Source organism: Microbacterium sp. NPDC079356, from assembly GCF_049545465.1.
GTDB lineage: Bacteria > Actinomycetota > Actinomycetes > Actinomycetales > Microbacteriaceae > Microbacterium > Microbacterium gawkjiense.
Genome location: NZ_JBMWDN010000001.1, coordinates 865,804 through 886,788, shown reverse-complemented (window position 1 = coordinate 886,788; position 20,985 = coordinate 865,804). Strand labels below are relative to the sequence as shown.

The window sequence follows — 20,985 nt, the reverse complement described above, 5'->3', positions numbered from 1 at the left end:
GCCGTCGTGGATCTTCGTTCGCGGCTCGCCGACATCGACGCGCGCATCTCGGATGCCGCTCGGTCGGCGGGCCGCGATCCCGCGACGATCACGCGGATCGTCGTCACGAAGTTCCACCCCGTCGAGCTCGTGCAGGGTCTCGCTGCCCTCGGCGTCACCGACGTCGGCGAGAACCGGCAGCAGGAACTCAGCGCCAAACGCGCCGACTACGACGGCCCGGCGCTGCGCTGGCACTTCATCGGCCAGGCGCAGACGAACAAGGCGAAAGCGGTGCGTCGGGATGCCGACGCGGTGCACTCCCTCGACCGCGCGCGGCTCGCCGACGCGCTCCACGGCGCCCGCGCCGAAGGCGACGAGAGCGTGCTCGACGTCCTCATCCAGGTCAACCTCACCGACGACCCCGGTCGCGGGGGAGTCCAGCCGTCGGGTGTCGAGGAGCTCGCCGAGCACGTCGCCGCATCCTGCGCCTCGCTGCGGTTGCGGGGCGTGATGGCCGTCGCTCCGCTCGACGAGGACCCCGCCGCGGCCTTCGCCCGGCTCGCGGATCACGCCGCACGGCTGCGCCGTGTGGTGCCGGATGCCGACTGGATCTCCGCCGGAATGACCGGCGACTTCGCCGAGGCGATCGCCGCGGGTGCGACACACCTGCGCATCGGTTCGGCAATCACAGGCCCGAGGCCCCTGCACGGTTAGCCTCATCACAGACGAGCAATACGGAGGATGCGATGTCGAACCCGCTCAAGAAGACCATGGTGTACCTGGGCCTCGCCGACGAGGAAGAGGTCTACGAGGAGCCGGCTCCCCGCCGCGAGAGCCGGGAGAAGCAGGTCGAGAACAAGACCGCCCCGGTGACGCCCATCCACCGTCCGGCCGTCGTGCGTCAGCCCGCTCCGGCCACCGTGAGCGAGATCGTCACGGTGCACCCGAAGCAGTACCGCGACGCGCAGATGATCGCCGAGAACTTCCGCGACGGCATCCCCATCATCATCAATCTCTCGCAGATGAGCGATGCCGACGCCCGCCGCCTCATCGACTTCGCGAGCGGACTCTCGCTGGGTCTGTACGGCCGTATCGAGCGCGTGACGAGCAAGGTCTTCCTGCTCTCGCCCGAGAACGTCGCGGTCTCCGGCGAGGGGGCGATCGCCCAGGGCGACGCCGACTCCGCTCCCTTCACGCACTGACGTCGTGACGGTCATCGGCCTCATCGCCGGGATCCTCAACGCGCTCCTGCTCATCTACGTGCTGTTCCTCCTGGCACGTCTGGTGTTGGAGTACATCCCGATGCTCAACCGGGAGTGGCGTCCGCGCGGCGGCTGGCTCGTCTTCGCCGAGGTCGTGTTCACCGTGACCGACCCGCCGCTGAAGTTCTTCCGCCGCCTCATCCCGCCGCTGCGCATCGGTCCCATCGCGCTCGATCTCGCCTTCCCGATCACGATGCTGTGCTGCTTCGTGCTTCTGTCCGTCACGCAGGTGCTGAGCCGCGTGTGAGGTCGTCGTCGTCGCACCCACGACAGCCGCGGACTATGCTGTCGGGGTACGGCTCGCGCCTCGCGGGTCTTCGTTGACCGGCCCGCTTCCTGAGCCCCGAAAGAGGAAAGACACATGCCTTTGACTCCCGAAGACGTCGTCACCAAGCAGTTCCAGCATGTTCGTTTCAAGGAGGGTTTCGACCCGGACGAGGTCGATGACTTCCTCGACGAGATCGTCGTCGAGTGGCGCAAAACGATCGCCGAGAACGAGGAGCTGAAGGCGAAGCTCGCCGCGTACGAGTCCGGCGAGACCCCCGCTCCGGAGGCCGCCGCCCCCGCCGCCGAGGAAGAGGTCGTCGAGGAGGCCCCGGCTCCGGCCGAGCCCGTCGCCGAGACCCCCGCGGCCGGAGCGACCGCTCCTGCGGCCGCGTCCGCCGGCATCATCGAGTTGGCGCAGCGCCTGCACGACGAGCACGTCGCCGAGGGCAAGGCGCAGAAGGAGAAGCTCATCTCCGAGGCGCAGGCCGAGGCCGACGCCATCCTCAACGAGGCCCGCACCAAGGCCAAGGACGAGCTCACCCGCCTCGAGAGCGAGCGCGGCACCCTCGAGGGTCGCATCAGCGAGCTGCGTCAGTTCGAGCGCGACTACCGCGTCCAGCTGCGCGGCTTCATCGAGGAGAAGCTGCGCGATCTCGACGTCGCCGGCACCTCGGGCTCGACGCCCATCCCCGCGTCCTGACCGCTCGCACGTTGTCGAGCCGAACGTCCGCGTCGCGGACGACACTGCGCGCCGCAGCGGCCGGCACCACCATCGCGATCCTCGCGGTGCTGGTGCTGGCCGCTGACCAGTTCACGAAGTTCCTCGCTCTCGAGAACCTGCCCGAGCGGCAGGCCGTCCCGGTGCTCGGGGACTTCCTCCAGCTCTATCTGACCTTCAACCCCGGCGCGGCGTTCTCGCTCGGGGAGGGCGTCACCTGGGTCTTCACCCTCGTGCTCGCCGCCGCTGCCGTCACGATCATCGTCCTCGCCGTGACCCGCGTGCGGTCGCGGGCGTGGGCCATCGTCCTCGGGCTGCTGCTCGGCGGCATCCTCGGCAACCTGGGTGACCGACTGTTCCGCGCACCCGGGTTCCTCGTCGGGCACGTCGTCGACTTCATCCACACGCCGTGGCTCTGGTTGGGCTTCCCGTCGGCCATCTACAACGTCGCCGACTCTTTCATCGTCACGATGATGCTCGCCGTCGCGATCCTGGTCCTGCTCGGCGTCCGTTTCGACGGGTCGCGGGAGAAGGATGCCGCGGCGACGGCGGACGACGAGGCGCAGCCGGCATCCGCCGATCCCCATGCCCAGCCGTAGCCTCCCCGTCCCGGACGGCCTCGACGGCACCCGGGTCGACGCCGCGCTGGCCAAGCTGCTCGGCTTCTCACGCACGTTCGCGGCCGAGGTCGCCGAGGGTGGGGGAGTCGAACTCGACGGGCGCACCGTCGGCAAGTCCGAGAAGCTCGTCGCCGGGGGCTGGTTGCAGGTCGACTGGGAGGACAAGCGGGGTCCCGAGATCGTCCCCATCGCGGTACCCGACCTCGGCATCGTCCACGACGACGACGAGATCGTCGTCGTCGACAAGCCCGCCGGTGTCGCCGCGCACCCCTCGCTGGGATGGGAGGGTCCGACGGTCGTCGGCGCCCTCGCCTCCGCGGGGTTCCGCATCGCCACCTCCGGCGCTCCCGAGCGTCAGGGCGTCGTGCACCGCCTGGACGTGGGCACGAGCGGCCTGATGGTCGTCGCGAAGACCGAGCGCTCCTACACCGCGCTGAAGCGGGCCTTCAAGGAACGCGAGGTCGACAAGATCTACCACACGGTCGTGCAGGGCCACCCCGACCCGCTGGTGGGGACCATCGACGCGCCCATCGGCCGTCACCCCAGCCACTCGTGGAAGTTCGCGGTCACGCCCGACGGCAAGGACTCGGTGACGCACTACGAGACGCTCGAGGCATTCCCCCGTGCCTCGCTGCTCGAGGTGCACCTCGAGACCGGGCGCACGCACCAGATCCGCGTCCACATGGCCGCCCACCGGCATCCGTGCGTCGGCGATCCCCTCTACGGAGGCGACCCGACGCTCGCCCAGCGCCTGGGGCTGACGCGGCAGTGGCTCCACGCCCACGAACTGTCCTTCGCGCACCCCGCGACGGGGGAGTGGTCGACCTTCCGCTCGGAGTACCCGGCGGACCTCGCTCACGCCCTGGAAATGCTGCGCGACCAATCGTGAACCGACTCGGCGGAAACGGGTGCGGACGTCGGCGGCCCGCGGCATCCTGCTGTCATGACCGTCGACGTCCACGACCTCGACGTGTGGTCGGTGTGGTGCATCCGCGTCCGTCCGGGGCATCGCGGGAAGGGCATCTCCCACGCCCTGTTGGCGGGCGCGGTGGACTTCGCGAGGTCGCAGGGTACGCCGGCGACGGAGGGGTACCCCGTCGACAACAGGGGCGAGCAGGTCGACCTCACGATGACCTACGTCGGCACCCGAAGCCTGTTCGATCTGCGCTGACGGTCAGCGGCCGCCGGCGAAGCTCGCGGGGTCGTCCTCGGCGATCGCGAGCGCGATCTTCCGGACGTGGGTCTGATCGACGTCGACCAGCTCGCCGAGCCCGAACCACCCGACGTCGGTGAGTTCTCCGTCGGCGGGATGCGGCTCGCCCGAGACCCAGTCGCAGCGGAAGACGAGGTCGAGGTAGTCGACCTGATCGCCGTTGGCGTACTCGATGCGGGGGATCTGCTGCACGGCGGCCAGGCGGGTCGCTCGGACGACGATCCCGGCCTCCTCGCGACACTCCCGGACCGCCGCGTCGGCGGGCTCCTCGCCGGGGTCGACGATGCCGGAGACGGGCTGCCACGAGCCGTTGTCCGCCCGCCGTCCGATGAGCACCTTTTCGTCACGGAAGACGATCGCGGTGACGCCGACGAGGGGGAGGGGAGCGGTGCCGATCTTCTCGCGGAGGGCGAGGACGAACTCGGGAGTGGCCATGCCGACCAGCCTAGGTCCCGTGTCGGACCCGGAACGTAGACTCGATCCGTGGCATCCGATTCCTTCGTCCATCTGCACGTGCACAGCGAATACTCGATGCTCGACGGGGCCGCGAAGATCGGCGCGATGACGCAGGCGGCAGCCGAGTACGGGATGCCGGCGATCGCCGTCACCGATCACGGCAACACGTTTGCGGCCTTCGAGTTCTACCGTGCCGCACAGTCCGCCGGCGTCAAGCCAATCATCGGTCTCGAGGCCTACGTCACCCCGGGCACCCACCGCAGCGACAAGTCCCGCGTCGCCTGGGGCTCGCCCGACCAGAAGAGCGACGACGTCTCGGGTTCCGGTGCCTACACCCACATGACGATGTGGAGCCAGAGCACGGAGGGGATGCACAACCTCTTCCGGCTCAGTTCGCTCTCGAGCATCGAGGGCTACTACTTCAAGCCGCGCATGGACCGCGAGCTGCTGCAGACCTACGGCAAGGGACTGATCGCCACGACCGGCTGCCCGTCCGGCGAGGTGCAGACCCGCCTGCGTCTCGGGCAGTACGAGGCGGCCCGTGCCGCGGCCGCCGAGTTCCAGGACATCTTCGGCAAGGAGAACTACTTCGCCGAGATCATGGACCACGGGCTGTCGATCGAGCGTCGGGTCATGACCGACCTCATCCGGCTCTCGAAGGACCTCGGCATCCCGCTCGTCGCGACCAACGACTCGCACTACACGCATCAGCACGAGGCCGACGCGCACGCCGCCCTCCTCTGCGTGCAGTCCGGCTCGACCCTCGACGACCCGAACCGTTTCAAGTTCGACGGCGACGGGTACTACATCAAGACGGCCCAGGAGATGCGTCAGCTCTTCCGAGACCATCCCGAGGCCTGCGACAACACGCTCCTCATCGCCGAGCGCTGCGAGGTCGAGTTCAACACCTCCGCCAACTACATGCCGCGCTTCCCGGTGCCCGAGGGCGAGACCGAGGACAGCTGGCTGATCAAGGAGGTCGAGGCCGGCCTCCACTACCGGTACCCCGACGGCATCCCCGACCGGGTGCGCAAGCAGGCGGAGTACGAGACCGGCATCATCCTCCAGATGGGTTTCCCGGGGTACTTCCTCGTCGTCGCCGACTTCATCAACTGGGCCAAGGACAACGGCATCCGCGTCGGTCCCGGCCGCGGTTCCGGTGCCGGTTCGATGGTCGCGTACGCCATGCGCATCACCGACCTCGACCCGCTCGAGCACGGTCTGATCTTCGAACGGTTCCTCAACCCCGACCGCGTCTCGATGCCCGACTTCGACGTCGACTTCGACGACCGTCGCCGTGGCGAGGTCATCGACTACGTGACCGAGAAGTACGGCTCCGAGCGCGTCGCGCAGATCGTCACGTACGGCACGATCAAGTCGAAGCAGGCGCTGAAGGATGCCGGTCGTGTCCTCGGCTTCCCCTTCTCCATGGGCGAGCGGCTCACCAAGGCCATGCCGCCGCCCGTCATGGGCAAGGACATGGAGCTCGGCGGCATGTTCGACCCGAAGCATCCGCGCTACAAGGAGGCGAGCGAGTTCCGCTCGCTCATCGACACCGATCCCGAGGCGAAGACCGTCTTCGACCGCGCGATCGGGCTCGAGGGCCTGAAGCGGCAGTGGGGTGTCCACGCCGCCGGTGTCATCATGTCGAGCGAACCGCTGATCGACATCATCCCGATCATGCGCCGCGAGCAGGACGGCCAGATCGTCACGCAGTTCGACTACCCGTCGTGCGAGACCCTCGGGCTCATCAAGATGGACTTCCTGGGGCTCCGCAACCTCACGATCATCTCGGACGCCCTCGACAACATCCGGAGCAACCGCGGCGAGGAACTCGACCTCGAGCACCTCGAGCTCGACGACCGCGCCGCGTACGACCTGCTCAGCCGCGGCGACACGCTCGGCGTCTTCCAGCTCGACGGCGGCCCGATGCGCTCGCTCCTGCGCCTCATGAAGCCCGACAACTTCGAGGACATCTCGGCCGTCATCGCGCTGTACCGACCGGGTCCGATGGGCGCGAACTCGCACACCAACTACGCACTGCGAAAGAACGGCGTGCAGCCGATCACACCCATCCACCCCGAGCTCGAAGAGCCGCTGCGTGAGATCCTCGACACGACCTACGGCCTGATCATCTATCAGGAGCAGGTCATGGCGATCGCGCAGAAGGTGGCCGGCTTCTCGCTCGGTCAGGCGGACATCCTGCGCCGCGCGATGGGCAAGAAGAAGAAGTCCGAGCTCGACAAGCAGTACGAGGGCTTCTCGGGCGGCATGAAGGAACGCGGCTTCGGTGAGGCAGCGATCAAGGCCCTCTGGGACATCCTGCTGCCGTTCTCCGACTACGCCTTCAACAAAGCCCACTCCGCGGCGTACGGCCTCGTCTCCTACTGGACCGCGTACCTGAAGGCCCACTATCCCGCCGAGTACATGGCCGCGCTCCTCACGAGCGTCGGCGACTCGAAGGACAAGATGGCGGTGTACCTCAACGAGTGCCGCCGCATGGGCATCCGCGTCCTCCCGCCCGACGTGGGGGAGTCGATCCGCTACTTCGCGGCCGTTGGTGAGGACATCCGCTTCGGTCTGGGCGCCGTCCGCAACGTCGGCAGCAACGTCGTCGACGGCATCGTCGCGGCGCGGGCCGACGGCCCCTACACGAGCTTCCACGACTTCCTGGCGAAGGTCCCCGCCCACGTCGCCAACAAGCGCACGGTGGAGTCCCTCATCAAAGCCGGCGCGTTCGACTCGCTCGGGTCGACGCGGCGCGCGCTCATGGAGATCCACGAGGACGCCACCGAGCAGGCCGTGCTCGACAAACGGCGCGAGGCCAACGGCGAGGTCGGCTTCGACTTCGACAGCCTGTGGGGCGACGACGAGCCGCAGCAGGTCGCTCGCGTCCCCGAGCGTCCCGAGTGGACCAAGAAGGACAAGCTCGCCTTCGAGCGCGAGATGCTCGGGCTCTACGTGTCGGACCACCCGCTCGCCGGGCTCGAGATCCCGCTCGCCAAACACGCGTCGACCTCGATCCACGACCTGCTCGTCTCCGAGGACATCTCCGACGGCGACATCGTCACGATCGCGGGCCTGGTCACCAGCGTGCAGCACCGCGTCGCGAAGCAGAGCGGCAATCCGTACGGCATGATCACCGTCGAGGACTTCGACGGCGAGGTGACCGTCATGTTCATGGGCAAGACGTACACCGAGTTCCAGTCGATGCTGCAGGCCGACTCGATCCTCGTCGTGCGCGGACGCGTCTCGCAGCGCGACGACGGGCGCAACCTCCACGGGCAGTCCGCGTTCGTCCCCGACCTCGGATCGGTGGATGCCGCCGGCCCGCTCGTCCTCCTGCTCCCCGAGCACCGGGCGACCGAGACGACGATCGGTCAGCTCGCCGCCGTCCTCGACCGGCATCCGGGCAGCACCGAGGTGACCCTGAAGCTCCACCGCGGCGGCGTCGCGAAGGTCTTCGAGGTGCCCGCGCAGGTGGGCGTGACGGTCGACCTCTACGGCGAGTTGAAGGGTCTGCTGGGACCCCAGTGTCTCGGCTGAGTCGTCCACAGCCCGCGGGGTAGGATCGCAGGCGGCGCCCCCCGGCGCTGTGCGGAAGGAGCATCGTGACCGACCAGAAGCCGACCCCCGAAACGCCCGACGAGACGGGGGGCACCGTCGAGGACCTCGACATCACCGTCGTCCGGGAGCCCGAGACCGCGGTGTACGACGCGTCCCGCGTCGACAGTGAGACCGAGGCGTACGACTTCGAGAGGGATGCGGCGTCCTCCGCGCCGGCCGCAGCCGACGCGCCGGCAGCCGAGGCATCCGCCCCCGTGGACGACGCCCCGGCCGCCGCGGCGGCTCCTGCGCCGTACGTCGACACCACCCCCGCCGATGTCGACCAGGCTCCCGAGGCGGGCCACGTCCCGCCGCAGTACGGGATCGGCCCGTTCTCGCTGCGTGAGGTGTCGCTGCTGGGCGTCTGGGCGCTCGCCTTCCTCTTCTCGTTCTTCCCGCTCTACAGCGACGGCCCGTACACGCAGCTCCTCGGCGGCGGGAACGTCTGGGGCTCGGGCATCGACTGGATCCTCGCCATCGGCGTGCCGACGGTCGCGGTGTTCCTCATCGTCCTGCGTCGCTTCTCGCCCACCGGCATCCGCCGGGTCGGTTCCCTGGGTATCGACCAGTTCGCCTCCGTCGCTTTCTCGGTCTCGGCGGTGCTCTGGCTCAGCTGGCTCTGGATCAACATCGCCCGCGGCGCCGCGACGGGTGTCTGGCTGAGCAGCTGGGTCGTCTGGGTCGAGGTCATCCTGATGGCGGCGGGTGTCGCCCTCACGGTCATCGCCCCCTTCATCCCGCCGTTCCACGAGGACTTCCTGCACCGCAGCGAGACGGTCTCGCACCGCGTCGCCCGCGGTGCCCGCCCGGTCGTCGCCCGTCCGATCTCGGACGCCCGCTTCACGATGGCGGCGCCGTCGGTCGACCCCGACCCGGCACCGCTCGGCGACCCGATCGACGACGACGAGCCGGCACCGGCTCCGGCCTCGGCGCAGCAGGCGTTCTGGGCGCTCGCACCCGTCGAACGGGACGTCGTCGACGAGAACGGCGCGCCCCTGTTCCGCATCGGCCCGACCGCCTGGGCCCTCGTCATCGAAGACCGCGGCGACTCGTTCGTCGTGCGCCACGAGGACGGTCGGATCGGCTACCTCACCGACGTCTCGGGCGTCACCCGGGGCTGACGCGCCGGTACCCTGGAGGGATGCTTCGCACGATCGACCTCCGGGGTCGCGCCGTCACTCCGGCTGACCTCCTCGCTGCCGTCCCCCGGGCCACCGCTGCCCGCGACGAGGCGCTGGTGACGGCGGCCGCCGTCGTCGCGGACGTCGCGGAGCGGGGGGAGGCGTCGCTGCGCGAACAGGCCGCCCGCTTCGACGGCGTGGAAGGTCACGACGTCCGCGTCCCGGCCGCGCACCTCGAGGAGGCGCTCGACGCCCTCGACCCGGCGATCCGTCGGGCGCTCGAGAACGCGATCGACCGGGTCCGGCGCGCCTCAGCCGCGCAGGTCCCGGCATCCGTCGTGACGGACATCGGCCCCGGTGCCCGCGTCGAGCAGCACTGGCGACCCGTGCGGCGGGCCGGTGTCTACGTCCCCGGCGGCAAGGCGGTCTACCCGTCGAGCGTCGTGATGAACGTCGTCCCCGCGCAGGTGGCCGGCGTCGCACAGGTCGCCCTCGCCTCGCCGCCGCAGCGCGACCACGGCGGCCGGGTCCACCCCGTCATCCTCGCCGCGGCTCGCCTCCTCGGCATCACCGAGGTGTACGCGATGGGCGGCGCGGGGGCGATCGGCGCCTACGCCCACGGTGTCCCGGCCCTCGGTCTCGACCCGGTCGACGTCATCTCGGGCCCCGGCAACAACTTCGTCGCGCTGGCGAAGCGCGTCGTGGCCGGCATGGTCGGCACCGATTCCGAAGCGGGCGCGACCGAGATCCTCATCGTCGCGGACGAGTCAGCGGACGCCCGGCTGGTGGCCGCCGACCTCGTGAGCCAGGCCGAGCACGACGAGCAGGCGGCGGCCGTCCTCGTCACCGACTCCGCGGCGCTCGCGGAGGCGGTCGTGGTCCAGGTCGAGAAGCGCGCAGCCGCGACGCACCACGCCGCCCGCGTCGCGCAGGCGTTGTCGGGGCCGCAGTCCGCCGTCGTGCTCGTCGACGACATCGCCACGGCGACGGCGTTCAGCAACGCCTACGCTCCCGAGCACCTCGAGCTGCACCTGCGCGACCCGCGCCCTGAGGAGTACGTCAACGCCGGTGCCGTGTTCGTCGGCGCGTGGACCCCGGTGAGCCTCGGCGACTACCTCGCCGGCAGCAATCACGTGCTGCCCACGGGAGGTCAGGCGCGCTATGCGTCGGGACTGTCGGCATCCACTTTCCTGCGTCCGCAGCAGGTGATCGTGTACGACCGTGACGCACTGAAGGCGGTCCACGACGACATCGTCACGCTCGCGAACGCCGAGGTGCTGCCCGCGCATGGTGAAGCCGTCACGGCGCGCTTCGACGCGTAGGCTGGATGCCGCCATGCACTGCCCGTTCTGCCGTCACTCCGATTCCCGTGTCATCGACTCCCGCACGAGCGACGACGGGCTCAGCATCCGTCGCCGTCGTCAGTGCCCCGAGTGCGGCGGTCGGTTCTCGACGATCGAGACGGCTAGCCTGAACGTCATCAAGCGGTCCGGCGTGATCGAGTCGTTCAGTCGCGAGAAGGTCATGTCGGGCGTCCGCAAGGCGTGTCAGGGCCGTCCCGTCACCGAGGCGGATCTCGCGATGCTGGCCCAGGCCGTCGAGGAGGCGGTCCGTCAGACCGGTGTCTCGCAGATCGACACGAACGAGATCGGACTCGCGATCCTCGGGCCCCTGCGCGAGCTCGATGAGATCGCCTACCTGCGGTTCGCGAGCGTCTACCAGGCGTTCGAGACCCTCGACGACTTCGACGAGGCGATCGCGCTGCTGCGGGCGGATCACGCGCAGCGGGCCCAGCGCGAAGAGGTCTGATCACGGGGGTGCGCCCCTCGCCCTAGGCTGGGAGCCGATGTACCGACTCCTCTTCGACCTCGTCCTCCGCCGCCTGGACCCCGAGACGGCCCACCACCTCGGGATGGTCGTCATCCGTGTCGCCGCGGTGCCGCCGTTCTCGTGGATCGCCCGCGCCCTCACCCGCCCGGCCCCGCAGCTGCGCACCGAGGCCCTCGGTCTCGTCTTCGACTCGCCCTTCGGCGTCGCCGCCGGCTTCGACAAGAACGCCATCGGAGCGCTCGGCCTGCACGCGCTGGGATTCGGCCACATCGAGGTGGGCACGGTCACCGCGATCCCGCAGGACGGCAACCCGAAGCCGCGGCTGTTCCGGCTGCCCGCCGATCGTGCGCTGATCAACCGCATGGGGTTCAACAACGAGGGCGCGGCCGTCGTGGCGGGCCGCCTCGCGCGCATGCGCCGTCGCACGAAGCGTCCGGTGCTCGGCGCGAACATCGGCAAGTCGCGCGTCGTGGACGTCGCCGACGCGACGGCCGATTACGTCGCCAGCACGCGCCTCGTCGCCCCGGTCGCCGACTACCTCGTCGTGAACGTGTCGTCCCCGAACACGCCCGGGCTCCGCGGCCTGCAGGCCGTCGAGACGCTCCGTCCGCTGCTGTCGGCGGTGAAGGATGCCGCAGGCGGTACCCCGCTCCTCGTGAAGATCGCCCCCGACCTCACCGACGACGAGATCGACGGCATCTCGGCCCTCGCCGTCGACACGGGGCTGGCGGGGATCGTCGCGACCAACACGACGATCGCCCGGACGGGCCTCACGACGGATGCCGGACGTGTCGAGGCCATGGGCGCCGGCGGGCTCTCCGGCGCGCCGTTGCGCGAGCGTTCGCTCGAGGTGCTCCGCCGGGTCCGTGCCGCGGTCCCGGCCGATTTCTGCGTCATCGCCGCCGGGGGAGTGGAGACCGCGGCCGACGTCCGCGAGCGGCTCGCGGCCGGCGCCGACCTGGTGCAGGGCTACAGCGCGTTCGTGTACCGCGGCCCCCTCTGGGCGCGCGAGATCAACCGCGGCCTGGTGCGCTGAGCTCCGGCATCCGCCCCGCACGAGAACGGGCCCGCACCTCTCGGTGCGGGCCCGTTGCGGATCTCGGACTCAGCTCGGGTACTCGCCGCGCTTGACCTGGGGCTTGGGCAGACGCATGAACCGCATCTGCACCGAGCGCATCGCCGCGTACCAGCCGAGGCCCTTCTCGCGGCGGTCGCCCCACTTCGCGGCGGCGAGCTTCTTGACCTTGCGCGAGAGCATGATCATGTCGGCGACGACGAAGAGGAGGTAGGCCCAGAGGCCGATGTAGGCGTAGAAGACGACGGCGGTGTTCGGGACCAGGGCGAAGAGGATGACGATCACCAGCAGCGGCATCACGAGCTCGCCGAAGTGCCAGCCGGCATCCGTGTAGTCGCGGGCGAACCGCCGCTGCGGCCCGCGGTCGCGGGGCGTGAGGTAACGCTCGTCGCCGTTGGCCATGCCGATCCGGGCCTTTTCGCGCTGGGCGGCGAGCTCGGCCTTGGCGCGGGCGCGCGCCTCCTTCGTGTTCGCGACGAGGGGCCGCTTGCGCGCCGCTTCCTGCTCGGCGCGCGTGGGCGTCGGGCGGTTCTTCCCCGCGCCGGTGGGGGCGTCGGGGGCGGTGTCGGCGGGGGGCGGTGTCTTTGCCACGGGGCGGTTCCTCGGAATCGGCGAAAAAGGCGTGCGACATAAGATTACCCGCATGACTTCCGACACCACCCGGTCCGCTGCGGTGCGCGAAGCGGCCCTCACCCAGGTGCCCGCCGCCCTCGCCGACCTGGGCTCGCTCGTCCGCATCCCCTCGATCGCGTTCCCCGGGTTCGACCGGGCCGAGGTGCAGCGCAGCGCCGAGGCCGTGAAGACGCTCGTCGAGGGCCTCGGCATCTTCGAACGCGTCGAGATCGCGACCGCGGTCGTCCCCGAGACGGGGGAGGAAGGGATGCCGGCGGTGCTGGCGACGCGCCCCGCCCGCAACGGTCGCCCGACGATCCTCCTCTACGCCCACCACGACGTGCAGCCCGTCGGGGACGAGTCCCTGTGGGAGTCGCCGCCCTTCGAGCCGACCCTGCGCGACGGCCGGATCTACGGTCGCGGCGCGGCCGACGACAAGGCCGGCATCATGGCCCACATCGGGGCGTTGCGCGCGCTCGTCGACGCCATGGGCACGGACTTCGACCTCGGCGTCAACCTCTTCTTCGAGGGGGAGGAGGAGGCGGGGTCGGCATCCTTCGCCCAGTTCCTCAGCGACAACGCGGATGCGCTCCGCGCCGACGTGATCGTCGTCGCCGATTCCGGCAACTGGGATTCCGAGACGCCCGCCCTGACGGTGTCGCTGCGCGGCAATGCCCGCTTCACCCTCGACATCGAGACGCTCGAGCACGCTTCCCACTCGGGCATGTTCGGTGGCGCCGTGCCTGACGCGATGCTCGCGGCGGTCACCCTTCTCGCGACCCTCTGGGACGAGGACGGTGCCGTCGCCGTCGCCGGACTGGAATCCCGGGTTGCCGCCACCCCGCCGTACTCGGAGGAGACCCTCCGCAGCGAGGCGGGCCTTCCCGAGGGGGTGTCGCCGATCGGGCGCGACGAGATCCTCAGCCGCATCTGGAGCAAGCCGTCGATCACGATCACCGGCATCGACGCCCCGAGCGTCCGGAACGCGTCCAACACGCTGACACCGAAGGTCTCGGTCGTGATCAGCACCCGGGTCGCCCCGGGGCAGGCCGCCGCCGACGCGTTCGCCGCGATCGAGGCGCACCTCCGCAGCCATGCGCCGTTCGGGGCGCGGCTGACCTTCCGCGACGTCGATTTCGGCGACCCGTTCCTCGTCGACACGTCCGGCCCCGCCGTCGAAGCGGCGCGCGCCGCCCTCGAGAGCGGGTACGGCCGCACTCCGGTCGACATCGGCGTGGGAGGGTCGATCCCCTTCATCGCCGACCTCGTGCGGGAGTTCCCGGGGGCCGAGATCCTCGTGACCGGTGTCGAGGACCCGCACGCCCGGGCCCACAGCCCCAACGAGTCGCTGCACGTCGAGACGTTCCGCAACGCCCTGGTGACCGAGGCGCTGCTGCTCGCCTCGCTCGACGCCTCCGACTGAACGGCGGCACGATCACCCGCGTCGCCGGGCCGAGAGGCGCACCGGGACGTAGAATCGAGAGAACACGCCGCCCCCGTTCCTCAAGAGCACTGGCGGCCCGACCATGGGGAGAGTCATGACCGACATCGCCACGCAGTCCACCGAGACCGTTCCCGCCCACGGCGTCGCCCTCACCGAGGCCGCTGCCGAGAAGGTGAAGAGCCTGCTGTCGCAGGAGAACCGTGACGACCTCCGGCTCCGCGTCGCCGTCCAGCCGGGCGGTTGCTCGGGTCTGATCTATCAGCTGTACTTCGACGAGCGCTATCTCGACGGCGACAAGACGGTCGACTTCGACGGCGTCGAGGTCATCGTCGACGACATGTCGGTGCCCTACCTCGACGGCGCGAAGATCGATTTCAAGGACACGATCTCAGAGCAGGGCTTCACGATCGACAACCCCAACGCCGCCGGCAGCTGCGCCTGCGGCGACAGCTTCCACTGATCCATCCCGGGTCGCCTCCATCGGTCCCGGCATCCTGAGCGGATGGCCGGAACTCCGTAAGAGGTTGCCCTAGACTGGCATGAGTATGACCTTCATGTCCCCGAAAGGTGCACCGTGCGCGTCAACCGCCGACTCCGTTGGGTAGCTCTCCCGCTCACGATCGCCTCCGCGGTCGCGCTGGCGGGCTGCAGCCCCACGACAGCGAACGGCTTCCTCCCCGGCTTCGATGAGGAGGGCGGCCAGGCGACGAACCGCACGTCGATGATCGCCGGCCTCTGGACCACGTCGTGGATCGTCGTCCTCGCCGTCGGCGTCATCACCTGGGCCCTCATGGGCTGGGCCGCGATCGCCTACCGGCGCCGCAAGGGCCAGTCAGGGCTGCCGGTGCAGCTGCGCTACAACATGCCGATCGAGATGTTCTTCACGATCGCGCCGGTCATCCTGGTGCTCGGCTTCTTCGCGTTCACCGCCCGCGACCAGACGATCATCGAGAAACAGCACGAGACCCCCGATGTCTGCATCACCGCGATCGGCAAGCAATGGGCCTGGGACTTCCAGTACAACGGCTCCGACTGCAACGACACCGAAGAGTCCGTCTGGACCATGGGTGTCCAGGCGCAGACCGACGCCCAGGGCAACATCACCAACGAGCTCCCCGAGCTGGTGCTGCCGGTCGACAAGAAGGTGACGCTGCAGCTCGAGTCGCGCGACGTCATCCACTCGTTCTGGATCGTGGACTTCCTCTACAAGAAGGACATGATCCCGGGCCGTGACAACTACTGGTCGTTCGTCCCCACCAAGGAGGGCGAGTACGTCGGCAAGTGCGCCGAGCTCTGCGGCCAGTACCACTCGATGATGCTCTTCAACGTGAAGGTCGTCTCCGAGTCCGAATACCAGTCGTACATCGCGTCGCTCGAGGCCAAGGGCCAGACCGGCGACATCGATGACGTCCTTGACCGTCAGCAGAACGCACCGGGCACCGGCGCACCTGCCGCCGAGGGAGAGAACAACTGATGGCCACCATCACGCCTCCGGCACAGACCCTTCCCCCTCGCCAGGCGGCGCTGCTGAGCCGCTCGCGCGTCGAGCACAAGGGCAACATCGTGGTGAAGTGGATCACCTCCACCGACCACAAGACCATCGGGTACATGTACCTGATCGCGTCGGTCCTGTTCTTCATGCTCGGCGGCGTGATGGCGCTGATCATCCGCGCCGAGCTCTTCGAGCCGGGCATGCAGGTGGTGCCGACGAAGGAGCAGTACAACCAGCTGTTCACGATGCACGGCACCATCATGCTGCTCATGTTCGCGACGCCGCTGTTCGCCGGTTTCGCCAACGCGCTGCTGCCGCTGCAGATCGGAGCGCCCGACGTCGCGTTCCCGCGTCTGAACGCCTTCGCCTTCTGGCTCTTCACGTTCGGCTCGACCATCGCCGTCGCCGGCTTCCTCACCCCGCAGGGTGCCGCCGCGTTCGGGTGGTTCGCGTACCAGCCGCTGGCGAGCGAGAGCTTCAGCCCGGGTGCCGGTGGTGACCTCTGGATGCTGGGCCTCGGCATGAGCGGTTTCGGCACGATCCTCGGTGGTGTCAACTTCATCACCACGATCATGACGATGCGTGCGCCCGGTATGACGATGTGGCGCATGCCGATCTTCAGCTGGAACACGCTGATCACCAGCATCCTGATCCTGATGGCCTTCCCGGTTCTGGCGGCGGCGATCTTCGCTGCGGCGGCCGACCGCATCCTCGGCGCCCACATCTACGACCCGGCCAACGGTGGCGTCCTCCTCTGGCAGCATCTGTTCTGGTTCTTCGGGCACCCCGAGGTGTACATCATCGCGCTGCCGTTCTTCGGCATCGTGTCGGAGATCTTCCCGGTCTTCAGTCGCAAGCCGATCTTCGGCTACAAGACGCTCGTCTACGCGACGATCGCGATCGCCGCGCTGTCGGTCTCGGTCTGGGCTCACCACATGTACGTCACGGGTGCCGTCCTGCTGCCGTTCTTCGCGCTCATGACGATGCTCATCGCGGTCCCGACGGGTGTGAAGATCTTCAACTGGATCGGCACGATGTGGCGTGGATCCATCACCTTCGAAACGCCGATGGTGTTCGCCCTGGGCTTCCTCGTAACGTTCGTCTTCGGTGGTCTGACCGGCGTCATCCTGTCCTCGCCGCCGCTGGACTTCGCCGTCTCCGACTCGTACTTCGTCGTGGCGCACTTCCACTACGTCGTCTTCGGAACCGTCGTCTTCGCGATGTTCGCGGGCTTCTACTTCTGGTGGCCCAAATGGACGGGCAAGATGCTGAACGAGCGTCTGGGTCTCGTGCACTTCTGGCTGCTGTTCATCGGCTTCCACATGACGTTCCTCATCCAGCACTGGCTGGGCGCGGACGGCATGCCGCGACGCTACGCCGACTACGCCATGCAGGACGGCTGGACCTGGCAGAACCAGGTGTCGACGATCGGCTCCATGATCCTCGCCGCCTCGATGGTGCCGTTCCTCCTGAACGTCTGGATCACGGCACGCACCGCGCCGCGCGTCACGGTCAACGACCCGTGGGGCTACGGCGGTTCGCTCGAGTGGGCGACCAGCTGCCCGCCGCCGCGCCACAACTTCACGTCGATCCCGCGCATCCGCAGCGAGCGGCCCGCATTCGACCTGAACCACCCCGAAGCCGGCATCCCCGTCGGTGTGGGTCCTGCCAAGGACGCGCCCGACGCCCCGGTGGTCGAGCTGACGAACGGTGAGGTCAAGTAAGTGAAGACGAACGTCAACCTCTGGTGGATCCTGACCGCGTTCTTCGGCCTCGTCGCCGTCGTCTACGTGGTGTGGAACATCATCGCCCACCCGCAGCTGCCGGTCTTCAACCGGATCGAGTGGGTCGGGTCCATGGCACTCGTCTTCGTGATGGCCATGGCTGCGATGATCGCGTTCTACACGAGCCGCGTCGAGAAGGCCCAGGGCGGCGTCCTCCCCGAGGACTCCCTCACGGCCGACATCGACGACGGCGACCCTGAGATGGGCGAGTTCTCGCCGTGGTCGTGGTGGCCGCTCGTGCTCGCCGGCTCGGCGGCCGTGGCCTTCATCGGTCTCGCCGTCGGTGAGTTCATGATCCCGATCGGTTTCGCCATCTTCGTCGTCGCCATCGTCGGGTGGGTCTACGAGTACTACCGGGGCTACTTCGCCCGCTGAGTCTCCATGCGCATCCATGCGGGCGTCTTCTCCGACGTCGGAGGCTACCGGGACGTCAACCAGGACGCCGCTTTCGCCTCGCCGTTTGCCGCAGCTGTGGCGGACGGCGTCGGCGGTGGTCCCTCCGGTGATCTCGCGTCGGCCGCGATCATCCACAAGCTGATCACGCTGCGCGGCGCTCTTCCCAGCGCCGAAGACCTCATCGGCCGGGTCAAGGCCGCCAACTGGGACATCGGTGCTCACATCCGCCGCGACGCCGCCCTCGCGGGTATGGCGAGCACACTGACCGGCGTCTGGCTCACGGGGGACGGCGGACTCGTCGTCGCCCACACGGGGGACTCCCGCGCCTATCTCCTGCGGGACCGTGAGCTGGCACGGCAGACGCGTGACGACTCCTTCGTGCAGGCGTTGGTCGACCGCGGACTCATCCGTCCCGAGGATGCCTGGACGCATCCGCGCCGCAACATCATCACGGCCTCGCTGGGCGGCAACGAGGAGGACGTGATCCGGGTCGAGACGCGCGACGTGCGCATCGGCGACCGCTGGTTCCTCTGCAGCGACGGCGTCACCGACTACGTCCCCGAGGATGCCCTCGCCGAGATCGTGGGTGGCGTCGCCGATCCCGTCGCGGCGTCGCGGATGATCGTCGAGCTCGCGCTGCAGGCGGCCTCACGCGACAACGTCACCGCGGTCGTGTGCGACGTGATCGACGGCGTGCCCGACATCGCCGCCGTCCCCGTCATCGCTGGCGCGGCAGCTTCCCGGTGGACCGAGGTCATCGAGGCCGGTCTGGCGAGCGCCTGAACGCTCCCACAGGGGCGCTCAGGAGTCGGATCGGACCGGCATGACGAGCGGATCGAAGATGCGGGGGAGTGAGCCGGATGCGGCGTCCACCGGCATCCCTTCCCGTGCCCAGTACTCGTAGCCGCCGATCATCTCGCGGACGCTGTAGCCGAGCTGCGCGAACTCCACGGCGCCACGGGCGCCGCCGTTGCAGCCGGGACTCCAGCAGTACACGACGACGGGGGTGTCCGCGGGAATCTCTTGCGGCGCGCGGGCCGCGATCTCGCGGTGGGGCATGTGCAGCGCGCCTCGTGCGTGTCCCTGGTCCCAGGCCTCCTGGTTGCGCACATCGACGAGGACGAAGTGCTCGCCGGCCTTCTGCGCCGCGTAGACGTCGCTGGGGTCCGTTTCGTGGTGGAGCTTCGTCCGGAAGTAGGTGAGTGCGTCGACGGGGGAGGTGGTCATGTCTCGACACTACGGGAACAGAGAAGCGGCGGGGCCTGACCTTTCGGTCAGACCCCGCCGCAATCCTGCCAGAGAGGATCAGCTCTTCGCGCCGTCGTCCTTCTTCCGCGGAGCGTCGTCGACCACGATGATGTTCGACGGGCGGTTCGCGGTCTCCGGGTTGTGACCGTCGTCGATCGGGTGCAGCGGCGCGTCGGGGACACCGGCGCGCTCGTGGGCACCGCGGATCTCCTCCTGCTCCTCGTGCTCGATGTGCTCGAGTGCGTGGTGCTGGTGGGCGATCGCGGCATCCAGCTCGGTCTGCGTGACCGGCGACAGACGGTCCTCGAAGAACCAGCGCGACAGCGAGGCGCGGACGTTCTGGTGCCACGGGATCCGGCCGTTGTCGTTCGGACGGACGACCAGGGGCTCGTGCACCTCGAAGTCGATCAGCTTCACGCGCTCGTACGCGTCGACGGGCTGGTGGACCTCGATGTACTCGCCGCCGGGAAGGCGGACGATGCGACCCGACTCGTACCCGTGCAGGGCGATCTCGCGGTCCTTCTTCTGGAGCGCGATCGCGATCCGCTTCGTCACGAAGTAGCCGACGATCGGGCCGATGAACAGCAGCGCCTGGAGGGAGTGGATGACCCCCTCCATCGTCAGCGAGAAGTGCGTGGCGATGATGTCCGAGGAGGCGGCGGCCCACAGAACGGCGTAGAAGATGACGCCGGCGACGCCGATGGCCGTGCGGGTCGGCGCGTGGCGGGGACGCTGCGCGATGTGGTGCTCGCGCTTGTCACCCGTGACCCACGCCTCGATGAAGGGGTACACCGCGACGAGCACGATGAACAGGCCCAGCACCGCGACCGGCAGCAGGATGCCGAACGAGAAGGTGCGGTCGAACAGGACGAGGTCCAGGTTCGAGGGCGCGAGACGGAGCGCGCCGTCCGCGAAGCCGATGTACCAGTCGGGCTGGGTGCCGGCCGAGACGGGGGACGGGTCGTACGGGCCGTAGTTCCAGATCGGGTTGATCGTGAACATCGAGGCGATGAGGACGAGCACACCGAACGTGATGAACAGGAAGCCGCCCATCTTCGACATGTAGATCGGGACCATCGGGTAGCCCACGACGTTGTCGTTCGTGCGGCCGGGGCCGGCGAACTGCGTGTGCTTGTTGATGATCATCAGCATGAGGTGCGCGGCGATGAGCGCGATGAGGATCAGCGGCAGCAGCAGGATGTGCAGCGTGTACAGACGACCGACGATCGCCATGCCCGGGAACTCGCCGCCGAAGAGCAGATACGAGGTCCAGGTGCCGATCAGCGGCAGACCCTTGATCATGCCGTCGATGATGCGGAGGCCGTTGCCCGAGAGCAGGTCGTCGGGGAGCGAGTAACCGGTGAAGCCGAGTGCCATGGCGAGGATGAACAGGACGAACCCGATCACCCAGTTGAGCTCACGCGGCTTGCGGAACGCGCCGGTGAAGAACACGCGCAGCATGTGCACGCCGATCGCGGCGATGAACAGCAGCGCCGCCCAGTGGTGAAGCTGCCGCACGAGGAGACCGCCACGGAGGTCGAACGAAATGTTCAGCGTCGACTCGAGGGCAGCCGACATCTCGATGCCACGCAGCGGTACGTATGCGCCGTTGTAGTGCGTGGGCGCCATCGACGCCTCGAAGAAGAACGTCAGGAACGAGCCCGACAGGAAGACGACGACGAAGCTCCAGAGGGCGATCTCACCGAGCATGAACGACCAGTGGTCGGGGAAGATCTTGCGCCCGATCTCCTTGACGAGACCGGAGATGCTCGTTCGCTCGTCGAGGTAGTTGGCCGTGGCGCCGATGAAGCGGCCGCCGAGCGGCTTCTCCGCCGGCTTGGCCACCGCTGTGGTAGACGAGG

At 68.8% G+C, this 20,985-nt stretch carries 21 protein-coding genes and 1 pseudogene; 18 read left to right on the top strand and 4 right to left on the bottom strand.

Annotation, left to right across the window (positions count from 1 at the left end):
* Window positions 1-6 precede the first annotated feature (6 nt).
* The 7 genes and pseudogenes from ACPEH0_RS04495 to ACPEH0_RS04465 form a co-directional block, all read left to right on the top strand.
* Window positions 7-693, top strand: a complete 687-nt coding sequence (locus tag ACPEH0_RS04495; RefSeq protein WP_311283532.1) for a YggS family pyridoxal phosphate-dependent enzyme — start codon at window positions 7-9, stop codon at window positions 691-693.
* A 32-nt stretch (window positions 694-725) separates the two neighbouring features.
* Entirely contained in the window at window positions 726-1,181 is a 456-nt protein-coding gene (locus ACPEH0_RS04490; protein WP_064002335.1) for a cell division protein SepF, read from the top strand.
* A 4-nt stretch (window positions 1,182-1,185) separates the two neighbouring features.
* Window positions 1,186-1,488 (top strand): YggT family protein, encoded by a 303-nt coding sequence (locus ACPEH0_RS04485; RefSeq protein ID WP_366212917.1) that lies wholly within the window; start codon window positions 1,186-1,188, stop codon window positions 1,486-1,488.
* A 114-nt stretch (window positions 1,489-1,602) separates the two neighbouring features.
* A complete protein-coding gene (locus ACPEH0_RS04480) occupies window positions 1,603-2,208 on the top strand; it encodes a DivIVA domain-containing protein (RefSeq protein WP_217531286.1) in 606 nt (201 codons plus the stop codon).
* A gap of 11 nt (window positions 2,209-2,219) precedes the next feature.
* Window positions 2,220-2,825, top strand: coding sequence for a signal peptidase II (gene lspA, locus ACPEH0_RS04475; RefSeq protein ID WP_217531287.1), 606 nt, complete (start codon window positions 2,220-2,222; stop codon window positions 2,823-2,825).
* Window positions 2,812-3,735, top strand: a complete 924-nt coding sequence (locus tag ACPEH0_RS04470; protein WP_366212918.1) for an RluA family pseudouridine synthase — start codon at window positions 2,812-2,814, stop codon at window positions 3,733-3,735. The genes lspA and ACPEH0_RS04470 overlap by 14 nt, the downstream gene beginning before the upstream one ends.
* 66 nt (window positions 3,736-3,801) lie before the next feature.
* A pseudogene (locus tag ACPEH0_RS04465) lies at window positions 3,802-4,008 on the top strand (GNAT family N-acetyltransferase); the annotation flags it as partial.
* Window positions 4,009-4,020: 12 nt separating this feature from the next.
* Here the strand turns inward: ACPEH0_RS04465 and ACPEH0_RS04460 are convergent.
* Window positions 4,021-4,494 (bottom strand): NUDIX hydrolase, encoded by a 474-nt coding sequence (locus ACPEH0_RS04460; protein ID WP_217531290.1) that lies wholly within the window; start codon window positions 4,492-4,494, stop codon window positions 4,021-4,023.
* Window positions 4,495-4,542: 48 nt separating this feature from the next.
* Between ACPEH0_RS04460 and dnaE the strand changes: the two genes are divergently transcribed.
* From dnaE to ACPEH0_RS04435, 5 genes are all read left to right on the top strand, one after another.
* Window positions 4,543-8,061 carry a DNA polymerase III subunit alpha gene (gene dnaE, locus ACPEH0_RS04455; RefSeq protein ID WP_217531291.1) on the top strand — a complete coding sequence of 1,173 codons (3,519 nt, stop codon included), beginning with the start codon at window positions 4,543-4,545 and terminating at the stop codon, window positions 8,059-8,061.
* 65 nt (window positions 8,062-8,126) lie between these two features.
* Entirely contained in the window at window positions 8,127-9,242 is a 1,116-nt protein-coding gene (locus ACPEH0_RS04450; RefSeq protein ID WP_217531292.1) for a hypothetical protein, read from the top strand.
* A 20-nt stretch (window positions 9,243-9,262) separates the two neighbouring features.
* Window positions 9,263-10,564, top strand: coding sequence for a histidinol dehydrogenase (hisD, locus tag ACPEH0_RS04445; protein WP_366212919.1), 1,302 nt, complete (start codon window positions 9,263-9,265; stop codon window positions 10,562-10,564).
* A gap of 13 nt (window positions 10,565-10,577) precedes the next feature.
* Window positions 10,578-11,051 carry a transcriptional regulator NrdR gene (nrdR, locus tag ACPEH0_RS04440; RefSeq protein WP_064002325.1) on the top strand — a complete coding sequence of 158 codons (474 nt, stop codon included), beginning with the start codon at window positions 10,578-10,580 and terminating at the stop codon, window positions 11,049-11,051.
* 37 nt (window positions 11,052-11,088) lie between these two features.
* Window positions 11,089-12,108, top strand: a complete 1,020-nt coding sequence (locus ACPEH0_RS04435) for a quinone-dependent dihydroorotate dehydrogenase (RefSeq protein WP_366212920.1) — start codon at window positions 11,089-11,091, stop codon at window positions 12,106-12,108.
* 69 nt (window positions 12,109-12,177) lie between these two features.
* Here the strand turns inward: ACPEH0_RS04435 and ACPEH0_RS04430 are convergent, their stop codons facing one another.
* Window positions 12,178-12,738: a DUF3043 domain-containing protein gene (locus ACPEH0_RS04430; protein ID WP_217531295.1), complete on the bottom strand. Its 561-nt coding sequence runs from the start codon at window positions 12,736-12,738 to the stop codon at window positions 12,178-12,180.
* A 52-nt stretch (window positions 12,739-12,790) separates the two neighbouring features.
* On the opposite strand from ACPEH0_RS04430, the gene ACPEH0_RS04425 reads away from it, so the two are divergent.
* The 6 genes from ACPEH0_RS04425 to ACPEH0_RS04400 all read left to right on the top strand — a co-directional run bounded on the left by ACPEH0_RS04425 (window position 12,791) and on the right by ACPEH0_RS04400 (window position 18,658).
* Window positions 12,791-14,182 carry a dipeptidase gene (locus ACPEH0_RS04425; RefSeq protein WP_366212921.1) on the top strand — a complete coding sequence of 464 codons (1,392 nt, stop codon included), beginning with the start codon at window positions 12,791-12,793 and terminating at the stop codon, window positions 14,180-14,182.
* Between the two features lie 115 nt (window positions 14,183-14,297).
* Window positions 14,298-14,663, top strand: a complete 366-nt coding sequence (gene erpA, locus ACPEH0_RS04420) for an iron-sulfur cluster insertion protein ErpA (RefSeq protein WP_064002321.1) — start codon at window positions 14,298-14,300, stop codon at window positions 14,661-14,663.
* 114 nt (window positions 14,664-14,777) lie between these two features.
* The gene (gene coxB / locus ACPEH0_RS04415) at window positions 14,778-15,677 is read left to right on the top strand and encodes a cytochrome c oxidase subunit II (RefSeq protein WP_217531297.1); all 900 of its coding nucleotides are present in this window, start codon (window positions 14,778-14,780) and stop codon (window positions 15,675-15,677) included.
* Window positions 15,677-17,419 carry a cytochrome c oxidase subunit I gene (gene ctaD / locus ACPEH0_RS04410; RefSeq protein ID WP_217531298.1) on the top strand — a complete coding sequence of 581 codons (1,743 nt, stop codon included), beginning with the start codon at window positions 15,677-15,679 and terminating at the stop codon, window positions 17,417-17,419. Before coxB ends, ctaD begins: the two co-directional genes overlap by 1 nt.
* The gene (locus ACPEH0_RS04405) at window positions 17,420-17,854 is read left to right on the top strand and encodes a cytochrome c oxidase subunit 4 (protein WP_217531299.1); all 435 of its coding nucleotides are present in this window, start codon (window positions 17,420-17,422) and stop codon (window positions 17,852-17,854) included.
* Between the two features lie 6 nt (window positions 17,855-17,860).
* Window positions 17,861-18,658: a PP2C family protein-serine/threonine phosphatase gene (locus tag ACPEH0_RS04400; protein WP_217531300.1), complete on the top strand. Its 798-nt coding sequence runs from the start codon at window positions 17,861-17,863 to the stop codon at window positions 18,656-18,658.
* An 18-nt stretch (window positions 18,659-18,676) separates the two neighbouring features.
* On the opposite strand, the gene ACPEH0_RS04395 is transcribed toward ACPEH0_RS04400, so the two are convergent.
* Both ACPEH0_RS04395 and ACPEH0_RS04390 read right to left on the bottom strand, forming a co-directional pair.
* Window positions 18,677-19,102 (bottom strand): rhodanese-like domain-containing protein, encoded by a 426-nt coding sequence (locus ACPEH0_RS04395; protein ID WP_217531301.1) that lies wholly within the window; start codon window positions 19,100-19,102, stop codon window positions 18,677-18,679.
* A gap of 78 nt (window positions 19,103-19,180) precedes the next feature.
* Window positions 19,181-20,968: a cytochrome b gene (locus ACPEH0_RS04390; RefSeq protein WP_217531339.1), complete on the bottom strand. Its 1,788-nt coding sequence runs from the start codon at window positions 20,966-20,968 to the stop codon at window positions 19,181-19,183.
* Window positions 20,969-20,985: the final 17 nt, after the last annotated feature.